The sequence below is a fragment of the Pseudomonas sp. CFII68 genome, assembly GCF_000416195.1.
In the GTDB taxonomy this organism is placed as follows: Bacteria; Pseudomonadota; Gammaproteobacteria; order Pseudomonadales; family Pseudomonadaceae; genus Aquipseudomonas; species Aquipseudomonas kilonensis.
In genome coordinates this window covers 73,481-80,319 of sequence record NZ_ATLN01000020.1, presented here as the reverse complement: position 1 = coordinate 80,319, position 6,839 = coordinate 73,481, and the positions used below count along the sequence as shown (strand labels likewise).

Here is a 6,839-nt window from a genome sequence, read left to right as displayed (position 1 = left end):
TATCCCCGCTGGGCTGCGCAGCAGCCCCAAGCCAGGCGACTCGGCGTGCCAGGAAGATTGAGTTCACTGTTTTAAGGCTGCTGCGCAGCCCCGCGGGGATAAATCCCCTCGCCACAGGTTTATCTATGCTGTTGGAAAGGGGCGCGCACGGGCCAGCGCTTCGATTTCGATCAGGTACCCATGGTGCAAGGCCGGGACGGGCACCACCGCGCGCGCAGGCCGGTGTTCGCCGAGATAGCGGGCGTAGATCCGGTCGAAAGCCGGCCAGTGTTCGATGCCGGCGACATAGACCGTCACTTTCAGCAGGTCGCTGGGGCTGCAACCTGCCGCGCCGAGAATCGCCATCAGGTTGTCCAGGGCGATGGCGGCTTGCACTTCGAACGGTTGGTCGACGCTGTGGCTGCCATCGGCGCGCACTGGCAGTTGTCCGGACACGTACAAGACGCCCTGGTGCAAAACCGCTTGAGCGTAATGTCCGCCCGCAGCGGCCGCCTGGGTTGTGTGAATCAACTCGATTTCACCAGCCATGCAGACGACTCCAGGTGTGCACCGCGCCCGAGGCATCGCAGGCGTGGTAATCAGGGAATTGCGCACCGGTGGCGCAGGCGTGGTTGGGCAGGATGCGCAGGCGACTGCCGATGGGAAACCGCTCGGTGATATCGATGTCCCCGGGGCTGGAAAGGGTGACGATGCCGTGTTCCTGGTTGGCGCTGGTGAGCAGCGCGCCCTCGATCCAGTCACCGGCTTCGCTGCACACCTGCCCATAGCCGAAATCCGTTTGCTGGCGCTGCGTACCTCGATCACGACTCATGGCCATCCAGCCGGCATCGGTGATGATCCAGCCTTTGTCCGGCTGGTGACCGATGACCGTGGTTAGCACGCTCAAGGCCAGCTCGTCCGCCTGGCAAACACCGATGTTGTGCATCACCAGGTCGAAGAACACATAGACGCCGGCGCGCACTTCAGTGACGCCTTCCAGGCTTTGCGCCGAAAGTGCCGTGGGTGTGGAGCCGATGCTGACCTCGGGGCAGGCCAGCCCGGCTGCACGGATGCGTTGGGCGGCGCTGACGCAGAGGTGGCGTTCTTGTTCGGCCAAGGCTTGCAGCGCTTGGGGGGTGTCGAGCTCGTAGCTGGACCCGGCGTGGGTCATGACGCCGCACAACTGCATGCCGCCTTCGCTGAGTTGCCGGGCGATGTCGACAAGTGCATCGTCTTCAACGCGCACGCCGGACCGATGGCCATCGCAATCGATCTCGATCCAGACCTCGAAACGTTCGTCGTGCTGCCTGCCGAAATCGACGATGGCCTGCGTCGCCGCCAGGCTGTCGGTCAAGATGCTCAAGCGGCAGCCCTTACGCCGCAGCGTCAGGGCCTGGGCCAGTTTGCCGGGCGCCATGGACACGGCATAAAAGATGTCGTGGATGCCGGCGGCGAAGCAATGCTCGGCTTCCTTGAGGGTCGACACGGTGATGGCGCTGGCGCCTGCTGCAAGCTGCGCCTGAACCACCGGCAGGCATTTGCTGGTCTTGATGTGCGGGCGCAAACGCACGCCCAAGGCGTCCATGCGGTGTTGCATGCGTTGGATATTGCGCTGCATTCGCGGCACGTCGATGAGCGCGACCGGGGTATCGAGGGAAGCAATTGAGACTGGCATGAACGAGGCTCGCGGGTAAAAGACAGGCTCGACTCTACTCAGTCATCGTAAAGCCGTGGTTCAATGCGCTGTCATCAATCATTAAGTTGAACTGAATGATCAGCCTCGAAGACCTGCGCATGGCCGTGACGCTGGCACGCTGCGAATCGTTGAGCGCCGCTGCCAGGGCCCTCAATGTCTCGCCGCCAGCGCTGTCCATGCGCTTGCGCAAACTGGAGACACTCCTGGGCCTGACCTTGGCCAATCGCGACGCCCGGCGGCTGAGCCTGACCGCCGACGGCGAGCGTTTCTCGCGCCAGAGTGCGCTGTTGCTGGAACAGCTGGAAGCGCTTCCCGAATCGTTCAGGCAGCAAGACGATCAACTGGCTGGCACCCTCAGGCTGGCGGCACCGTTCGGCTATGGACGCCAACGCCTCGCGCCGCTGCTGGCCCGTTTTGCCAGGTTGCATCCGCAGCTGTGCCTGCATCTGGATCTACGGGAAACGCCCTGGCCTGACCGTCATGACAGCGATGCGGTGATTCACATCGGTCACCTGAGCGACAGCCAATGGGTCGCCCGGCCTCTCACGCAAAATGACCGATGGCTGTGCGCGAGCCCCGCTTACCTGGAGCAGAACGGCACACCGCTAGTGCCGGAGCAACTCGCCGAGCACCGCTGCATCTGTATTCGTGAAAACGATGAAGATGTCACCCTGTGGCACCTGCGCAATGCGCACGGGCGCAAGACCCTGCGGATCAAGCCTGCCTTGTTGAGCAACGATGGCAGCGTGGCCCGACGCTGGGCCGAACAGGGCCTGGGGCTGGTGCTGCGTTCGCAATGGGACGTCAGCAAAGCCATCACCGACGGCCGCTTGGTACGGGTGCTCGCCGATTGGCAATTCGACAGCGCCCCCATCAACCTGCTGGTGCCCTCGCGCAAACTGCGCAGCGCGCGGGTGCAGGCGTTGGTGAGCTTCCTGGAGGCCGAACTGAAGGTCTGAATAGGCCACTGCTCCTACCGACCCACCGCCATCGCGAGCAGGCTCGCTCCCACAATGGATCGGCGGCGTTCCTCGGACCTGTGTCCACCACCATCCCCCTGTGGGAGCGAGCTTGCTCGCGATGACGGCAGCCCATTCACCGCGGATGCTGAAGCTGCTGCGCCAAGCGTAGATTCTGCCGAAAACAACGCTTTGCAGAGCCGTTTGGCGCACCATAACTGCCCGCAAACCGAAGAAACACGGGCACAACGCCCACGCCTGGAGCATCCCGCAAAGTCTGCTGAGCGAGCCCCGCAAAACGGTGGTTTGTACCAAGCGGCCGGTATTTTTAACGATTTATCCACGGTCTCATGGTGTTGTAATGAAAACGTGATGCAGCGTTGCACCGATGCCTCACGAAAGGCGCCATCGTTCGCCTCGTCGAGCCTTCAACAACAATCCAGGACCGCACTCATGAGCTTTCTTCGACCCAAGTACATCACCTTCGACTGCTACGGCACGTTGACCAATTTCCAGATGGGCACCATGACCCGCGAGCTGTTCGCGGACCGTGTCGATGCCGGGCAGATGGACCAGTTCGTCAAGGATTTCTCCGCTTATCGCCTGGACCAGGTGATGGGGGACTGGCGGCCCTATGATGAAATCATCAAGACCTCCCTGATGCGGGTCTGCAAGCGTTGGGGCGTCGAATATCGTGGCGAAGGCCAGCTCTATTACGACGCCGTGCCAACCTGGGGCCCTCACGCCGACGTACCGGCGGGCTTGTCGAAAATCGCCGACAAGATCCCCCTGGTGATTTTTTCCAACGCGATGGACGAGCAAATCATGTCCAACGTCGACAAGCTCGGCGCACCTTTCCATAAAGTCTTCACGGCCCAGCAGGCCCAGGCCTACAAGCCGCGCCTGGCCGCCTTCGAATTCATGCTCGATAACCTTGGCTGCGGACCGGAAGACGTCCTGCATGTGTCGTCGAGCTTCCGCTACGACCTGATGTCGGCCCACGACATGAAGATCAAGCACAAAGCCTTCGTCGCCCGCGGTCATGAACACCCGGCCAACGCTGCCTTTGGCTACCACCAGATTTCGGACATCGGCGGGTTGCCCGCTCTGGTCGGGCTCTGAGTCTCGACGCACGCTTGAAGGCGAAAGGGGTTAGACATGGGCAGTGAGTCCTATTGGCTCGACACCGCACCGGCGTTCACCGGTGCTCAGCTCGGCGGATTGCCCGGGCAGGTCGATGTCGCCATCGTCGGTGGCGGCTTCACCGGTCTGGCGGCGGCGCGGGCCCTGGCCTTGAAGGGGGCCAGCGTGGCGGTGCTGGAAGCGGGCAGGGTGATTGGCGAGGCGTCAGGGCGCAACGGCGGGCATTGCAGTACCGGCGTGGCCCAGGATTACGCGGCACTCACCGCCAGCCTCGGCGCCGACAAGGCTCGGGCGTATTACCAAGCCTATGAAAGCGCCGTGCAGAGCGTCGTGACGCTGGTGGAGCAAGAGCAGATTGCTTGCGACCTCAAGCGCAACGGCAAGCTCAAGCTGGCCGCCAAGCCGATGCACTACGAAGGGTTGGCGCGCACCTGTGAATTGATCCGCAAGGAAGTCGATGCCGAGGTCGAGTTGCTCTCGGCCCAGGAGACGCGGGAGGAAGTCAATTCGGCGCAGTTTCACGGTGGCCTGTTGCAGCGCAATGGTGTGCAGATGCATGTCGGGCGTTTCGGCGTCGGCCTGGCGGAAGCGGCCGCCCGTCACGGTGCGTTGGTCTTCCAGGGCGTGGCGGTGCAGGACTGGAAGGCCAGTGCCGGCGGTTATCGAGTCAACACCAGCAAAGGGGCGCTGCAAGCCTCGCAGATCCTGCTGGCGACCGGTACCTGTCAGCAGGGTGGCCTGGGCTGGTATCGGCGGCGGATCGTGCCGGTGGGCAGTTTCGTGATCGCCACCGAGGTCCTGCCCCAGGCACTGATCGACAGCTTGCTGCCGGCCCGGCGTTCCTATGTCACCAGCCGCATGATCGGTAACTACTTTCGCCTGACCCCGGACAACCGCCTGCTGTTTGGCGGCCGTGCGCGGTTCGCCATGTCCGACAGCGTGTCCGACGCCAAGAGCGGCAAGGTGCTGCAAGGGGCGATGGTGCAGATGTTCCCGCAGTTGGCGAACACTCGGATCGACTATTGCTGGGGCGGCCTGGTGGACATGACCTCCGATCGCCTGCCCCGGGCCGGCCAGCATGGCGGGGTTTACCACTCCATGGGCTACAGCGGCCACGGCGTGCAGATGTCGGTGCACATGGGGCAGGTCATGGCCGAGGTCATGGCCGGCAAGGTCGAGGCCAACCCTTGGCGCGAACTGGACTGGCCGGCCATCCCCGGGCACTTCGGCAAGCCTTGGTTTTTGCCGCTGGTCGGCGCGTATTACCGCTTGCAGGACTACCTGCACTGAGTTTCACCGGGTTGTTTGGCGTTTCAACCACGTTGCGTTAACGCACGTAATCGAGCCCTATCATTTTCCGAAAGGTAGAACTGACATGAGTGACACTAAAAACGGCATCAAAGACCAGTTGATCACCGGTACAGAAAGTCTGCGTGTTTTCGAAGGGCTCAACCGCGGCATGTCACGCCGCCATGCATTGCAGATGCTCGGACTGGCCGGTGTGGCCGCAGCGGGTGCCGGCAGCCTGTTCGGCGCCGCCGGCAAGCTGCTTGCCGATGAGCAGGCAAGCCCCGGCAAAGGCAAGCCCGGCGGGCGTATCCGGGTCGCCGGTATCTCCAGTTCCACCGCCGATACCCTGGACCCGGCCAAAGGCTCATCGTCCACGGACTACGTGCGCCATTACATGTTCTACAACGGCCTGACGCGTTTCGACAGCCACATGGTGCCGCAACTGGAACTGGCCGAACGTATTGACACCACCGACGCCACGCTCTGGGTGATTACCCTGCGCAAGGAAGTGACCTTCCACAACGGCAAGGGCCTCACCGCCGCCGACGTGGTGTTTTCCCTGATGCGTCACAAAGACCCGATCACCGGTTCCAAGGTCTTGCCGCTGGCCGAGCAGTTTGCCGAGGTCAAGGCCACCGGCACCCATGAAGTGCAGATACGCCTGAGCGGCCCGAATGCCGAGCTGCCATCGATCCTGGCCATTTCCCACCTGTTGATCGTCCCCGAGGGCACCAGCGACTTCAACCAGGGCATCGGCACCGGTCCGTTCAAGGTCAAGGAGTTCAAGCCTGGGGTGCGTTCCATCGGCGCGCGCAATACCAACTACTGGAAGCCTGGCCTGCCGTACCTGGACGAGATCGAATTCATCGGCATCGGTGACGAGCCGTCACGGGTCAACGCGTTGCTGTCGGGCGACGTGCAGATCATCAACGAGGTCAACCCGCGCTCGACCACGCGCATCAAGGACAGCACCACCCATCGCGTGGTGGACTCGCCGTCGGGTAACTACACCGACCTGATCATTCGCCAGGACCAGCTGCCCGGCCAGAGCCCGGAGTTCACCGAGGCGATGAAACTGCTGCTGGACCGCGAACAGGTCAAGTCGGCGATCTTCCGGGGGTTCGCCAGGGTCGGCAACGACCACCCGATTGCGCCCGGCGCCCGTTTCTACAACGCCGACCTGCCGCAACGGACCTACGATCCGGAGAAGGCCCGTTTCCTGCTGAAGAAGGCCGGCATGGAAAGCATCAGCATGCCGGTGATGTGCTCGCCAGCAGCCACCGGTTCGGTCGACGTTGCCGTGCTGCTGCAGCAATCGGCCAAGGAGGCCGGGCTCAAGCTCAACGTCAACCGCCTGCCGAGCGACGGCTACTGGTCCAACCACTGGGCCAAGCACCCGCTGAGCTTCGGCAACATCAACCCGCGGCCTAACGCCGACATGCTGTTCTCGCAGTTCTTCCAGTCGACGGCGCCGTGGAACGAATCCGGCTGGAAAAACCCGCAGTTCGACCAGTTGCTGATCCAGGCTCGCGGTGAAACCGATGAAGCCAAGCGCGGCAAGATGTACGCGGATATGCAGACCCTGGTGCATAACCACAGCGGCATCGGCATCCCGGTGTTCATCAGCAACATCGATGGCGTCGACCAGCGCGTCAAAGGTTATGGCACCAACCCGCTGGGCGGTTTCATGGGCTATATGTTCGCCGAGCAAGTCTGGCTTGACGCTTGATGCGTGTGGTCTGGCGGCGTGACATGGCACAAGGGGTAGGGCG

At 62.8% G+C, this 6,839-nt stretch carries 6 protein-coding genes; 4 read left to right on the top strand and 2 right to left on the bottom strand.

Annotated elements, in window-relative coordinates; genetic code table 11:
* Positions 1-123: 123 nt before the first annotated feature.
* Positions 124-528 (bottom strand): RidA family protein, encoded by a 405-nt coding sequence (locus CFII68_RS23925; protein WP_018601258.1) that lies wholly within the window; start codon positions 526-528, stop codon positions 124-126.
* Positions 518-1,654 carry a DSD1 family PLP-dependent enzyme gene (locus CFII68_RS23930; protein ID WP_018601256.1) on the bottom strand — a complete coding sequence of 379 codons (1,137 nt, stop codon included), beginning with the start codon at positions 1,652-1,654 and terminating at the stop codon, positions 518-520. Before CFII68_RS23930 ends, CFII68_RS23925 begins: the two co-directional genes overlap by 11 nt.
* A gap of 95 nt (positions 1,655-1,749) precedes the next feature.
* Here CFII68_RS23930 and CFII68_RS23935 point away from each other — a divergent pair, with 95 nt between their 5' ends.
* The 4 genes from CFII68_RS23935 (at position 1,750) to CFII68_RS23950 (ending at position 6,796) form a co-directional block, all read left to right on the top strand.
* Complete coding sequence (locus tag CFII68_RS23935) at positions 1,750-2,634, top strand: LysR family transcriptional regulator (protein WP_018601253.1); 885 nt, start codon at positions 1,750-1,752, stop codon at positions 2,632-2,634.
* A 453-nt stretch (positions 2,635-3,087) separates the two neighbouring features.
* Positions 3,088-3,756: a haloacid dehalogenase type II gene (locus tag CFII68_RS23940; protein ID WP_018601252.1), complete on the top strand. Its 669-nt coding sequence runs from the start codon at positions 3,088-3,090 to the stop codon at positions 3,754-3,756.
* 36 nt (positions 3,757-3,792) lie between these two features.
* A complete protein-coding gene (locus tag CFII68_RS23945) occupies positions 3,793-5,067 on the top strand; it encodes an FAD-binding oxidoreductase (RefSeq protein ID WP_018601249.1) in 1,275 nt (424 codons plus the stop codon).
* An 85-nt stretch (positions 5,068-5,152) separates the two neighbouring features.
* A complete protein-coding gene (locus tag CFII68_RS23950) occupies positions 5,153-6,796 on the top strand; it encodes an ABC transporter substrate-binding protein (RefSeq protein WP_018601247.1) in 1,644 nt (547 codons plus the stop codon).
* Positions 6,797-6,839 lie beyond the last annotated feature (43 nt).